The organism is Mammaliicoccus stepanovicii, assembly GCF_002902525.1.
In the GTDB taxonomy this organism is placed as follows: Bacteria; Bacillota; Bacilli; order Staphylococcales; family Staphylococcaceae; genus Mammaliicoccus; species Mammaliicoccus stepanovicii.
This window is the reverse complement of sequence record NZ_PPQZ01000120.1, coordinates 1-4,276: the sequence shown is the minus strand read 5'-3', so window position 1 is coordinate 4,276 and position 4,276 is coordinate 1. Positions and strand designations below refer to the sequence as shown.

General features: G+C 25.5%; 3 protein-coding genes. All 3 read left to right on the top strand.

What is annotated here, in order from left to right:
- The first annotated feature begins 7 nt into the window (after nt 1-7).
- The 3 genes from lanKC to CD111_RS12085 all read left to right on the top strand — a co-directional run bounded on the left by lanKC (nt 8) and on the right by CD111_RS12085 (nt 4,069).
- The gene (gene lanKC / locus CD111_RS12095) at nt 8-2,470 is read left to right on the top strand and encodes a class III lanthionine synthetase LanKC (RefSeq protein ID WP_103268517.1); all 2,463 of its coding nucleotides are present in this window, start codon (nt 8-10) and stop codon (nt 2,468-2,470) included.
- 168 nt (nt 2,471-2,638) lie between these two features.
- Nucleotides 2,639-3,349 carry a hypothetical protein gene (locus CD111_RS12090; RefSeq protein WP_095088876.1) on the top strand — a complete coding sequence of 237 codons (711 nt, stop codon included), beginning with the start codon at nt 2,639-2,641 and terminating at the stop codon, nt 3,347-3,349.
- A 12-nt stretch (nt 3,350-3,361) separates the two neighbouring features.
- Complete coding sequence (locus tag CD111_RS12085) at nt 3,362-4,069, top strand: ATP-binding cassette domain-containing protein (protein ID WP_095088874.1); 708 nt, start codon at nt 3,362-3,364, stop codon at nt 4,067-4,069.
- Nucleotides 4,070-4,276: the final 207 nt, after the last annotated feature.

Genomic DNA, 4,276 nt, shown 5'->3' with positions numbered 1-4,276 from the left:
GTTTAACATGATTCCTAAAAGCTCTCATTTTCCAAATCAAGGGTGGAAAATACATATATCAGCAACAATTGAAGATGCATCATGCCTATTATATAATGTTTCTGAATTTTTAATAAACAATAAAGTTGCATTTAAATTTGTCCCTTCAGAACATATGTTAGAGAATAAAAATTCTAAATCAGCTGATAGAGCTTACTCAGGTAAATTTATAACAGTTTATCCACGAGATGTAGAACACTTTCATTGGTTATTAAAAGAATTGGAACATATAACTTCGGATTTTGAAGAGGGTCCTTATATACTAAATGATTGTCAATGGAAGAATTCTAATGTTTTTTATAGATTTGGCGGATTAAAAAAAATGATAAAACGAATTGATGGCATTGATACATTAGTAATTTATGATAATGAAGGTAATAGTCTAGAAGATTTAAGAGTACCCTATTATTATGTGCCTGAATTTGTTGAAAAACCAGATTTTATAATAGAAAATGAGCAGCTAAATAATGAAGAATTTAATAAATTGAATGATTTTGAAAATTTCGAAGCTTTACATTTTAGTAATGCCGGTGGTGTTTATAAAGTGAATAAAGGAGAGAAAAAATTTATTTTAAAAGAAGGGAGAAGAAAAGCTGGATTAGATGGTGATAGAAATGATGGATTTAGTAGAATTAAGAATGAATATAGGTCATTAAAAAGATTGCAAAACATAAATGGTATTGCCAATATATATGAATATTTTGAAATATGGAAACATAATTATATTTTAGAGGAGTTTATCGAAGGAAATACTCTACAAGAATATATTGCTAGTAATTATCCATTTTCATATGATGAACACGAATATAAAAGTTATAGTAATAAGTGCATAGTTATATTAGAAAAATTGCATAAAATAATAGAAGAAATACATAATTTGGGATTAGCTGTTGGTGATTTAAGTACTAATAATATATTAATTAATGATCAATTAGAAGTACATATAATAGATTTTGAAGTGAGTTGCGATAAGAATAAAAAATATAAATTATTGTTAGGTACACCAGGTATGATTAATGTAAATTCGAAAAATTATGAAGAAGCAGATTGGTACTCGTTTTATAAAATTTGTAGGTTTATGTTTTTACCAATTTCTTCAATACATGAACTTTCTCCTAAAATTAAAAATAAACATGATAAATTTATAAAAAATAAATTCGGGGATAGAATTATTAATTACATACTTCAATTTGAAAAGTATCAATATCCAAATATTAACTTTTGGCCAGAAGCCTTTAATCTTTACAACTCTTTAGAAGTACCAACAACTGATATAGAAATAGATAAAATTAACGATTTTATTCTAAATAGTATTAGAAGTTTAATTAAATATTGTGATACGGATAATCTTAATCTCATCCCTGGTAATATTTATGCTAACAATAATTATTTAAGTAAATTTAACTATGCCCATGGTTCATTTGGTGTGATTTCTGCTTTAAGTAAAAATAATGCTATTAAAAATAATGAAGCTTTAGAATTTTGGATAGAAACTACATTATATATTATTAGAGAATACAAAATTAATAGTATTGAAGAACTAGGACTATATAATGGTTTATCTGGTATTATGAATGTCTTATATGAACTTGGATATGAAAATGAAGTATATCAGTATATAAAATCAGTAGTATCGCTTATCGAAAATGAAGATTTAACGGTAATGAGTAATATTTCTATTTATTCAGGTTTAACCGGGATAGTATTAACCCTAGCATCTTATAATGATATTTTTACTGACCTAAATCTTAGTAAAGTAATAGATAAAATCACTTTAACTATTATAAATAAATTTGATCAAAATATAAGTGAGAAGACTGAACTAGATATGGGTTTAATTTCTGGATGGTCAGGAGCAGCATTATTTTTGTGGAAATGGGGGGAGCTTACAAAGAATAATGTAATGAAGAAAAAAACATTTGAGATTATAGAATATATTAATAATAATTATATCGTAAAAATTGGAAAAGAGTTAACATTAAAAAATAATGGTAAATACTCTCCTTATCTCTCTAATGGTGCACTAGGTTTTAAGTTATTATTGTTAGAAATCTACAAAGATGACAAAAACGCGTTACCTATTGATTTATTAGATTATATAGAAGTTATCTCTCAAGAACCTCCTTATACGAACACTTTTGATTCGGGTTTAATGAGTGGCTATTCTGGTTTCTTAATCTATGAAAATGCAAAAAAAAATTTATTATCTAATGGTAAAAATATGGATGAAATTGTGAAAAACTTAAATATTTATATGTTATCAGATTCAGATGGAAATATATTATTTCCAGGAAAATTCGGTCTGAAATGTTCTATGGATATTGAAGAGGGGATTAGTGGACTAATCATGTGTCTTTATGATTTAGGGAAGAATCAGTGGAATTCGTGGTTACCTTTACCTAAATCAAATTTAAAAATATTTGAAATATAATAGTTTTTAAAAATTGTCAGTGATTTTAAATAGATAAGCTTAATTCGTTTATGGTATTGAGAGAGATAATGATTTTGTATTTATTGTGAATTAATAATATACATTGTGAAATAGATACTATAAAAGTGTAGTTAATAATCAGTCATTTTTAATAAATGAGGTGAAATAATGAGCAAAATAGGCTCTTTTTTTATCTTTCATGCTAAAGCACTGATGAAAGATAAAATAACTTTGATCTGGATATTGTTATTACCAATATTTTTGATCGTAATTAACTTATTTGTAAGTGGTGAAATTTTGAAATCGATGGATCAGAAACTTACGGCTATAGCATTATTTTTGTCATTTATCACTATGATGATTTTACTTAATGGAATTGCTATTGAAATTGCAAATATAAGAGAACAAGGTGCATTAAAAAGTTATGTAATGCTTGCAGGATCTAAATATCCATTTTTATTTGCTATTATACTATCTCAAATGATTGTATTATTCATAAGTTTAGAAGTTATGACAATTTTGACGTCGCTTGTACTAAATATATTTAGTTTGAAATTATTACTATATGTGGTGATATATACTATATTGTTATTACCTATATCTGTAATTTTCCTTGCAATTGCTTTATTACCATTTAAAGCAAGTTCATTAGCGACGATTTCAAGTATTATCACAATAATTTTTTATTATTTTTCAAATAGTCATTTATATGGTTTTGAATGGCTAAATCCATTATACTTCTTTAGAAGTTTCGGACTGTTAATTCTTAATAATTTTACTGATTTTAATGGGTTGATTTTATTGATATACGTTTTGTATTTCTTAATTGGCTATATATCTTTAGTGAAACTGGATATTAATTCTAAAACCATAAGATAAGGGGGGGATAAATTGTTTTACGTTAATAACTTGAATTTTACATATAAAAAAAGTAATAAGGAAACATTAACGAATGTATCATTTAGTCTAAAGGAAGATCGTTTGAATATATTAATAGGCATGAATGGATCTGGAAAATCAACATTATTAGATTGTATTACGAATAATTTCAAAGCAGAATCGGATGAAATAAGAATGCCGAGTACGAAAGAAATATCATATTTAACACAAAATAATTATTACACCCCGAAGAACTTAGGGAAAGACTTTATAAAACTCTTTTTAGGCATGATAACTAAAAATGAAAAAAGATTATTTGAACAAAATTTTTATGATAACTTAACTGATTTAGAGAAGGAAAAATATAACCATCTTTTAGAAATGGAACTAGGGAAAATGTCATTTGGTGAAAGAAAGTGGTTGCTTATAGTGATGTTTTCTCATTTAAATAGAAAATTATATATATTTGATGAGCCGACAAGTGGTGTTGATCCTTTATCTCGTAAAATGATATTAGAAAAATTACAACATATTTTAAGTAAAAATGGCATATGTCTAATAGCTACACATCAATTACAAGATTTAGTTCATTTAAATCCACATATTATTTTTTTAAATAAAGGGAAAGTAGTCTTTGAAGGTCTATATGAAGATTGGCTTTCAAGTCATGATACATCTAATCCAGATATTGCATTTGAGCAAACTATAATTAACATATAGTTAGGGAATCAAAACAATCTGATTTTAAAGTACACCTATTTACTAGAATATCACGAGTAAATAGGTGTACTTTTTATACATTAAAAATTTGGATTAGAGCATTATAATCAAAGAATATTTATTTTAGACTAATATTAAATATGGTTGTACATATCCATAAAATACCATTGTAATCATGATTGAAAGTATTTTAAAATTTTATTTATA

Excerpts from the sequence above, each read along its gene's own strand:
- CD111_RS12090 (WP_095088876.1), top strand. The coding sequence starts at position 2,639 with ATGAGCAAAATAGGCTCTTTTTTTATCTTTCATGCTAAAGCACTGATG.
- lanKC (WP_103268517.1), top strand. The coding sequence starts at position 8 with ATGATTCCTAAAAGCTCTCATTTTCCAAATCAAGGGTGGAAAATACAT.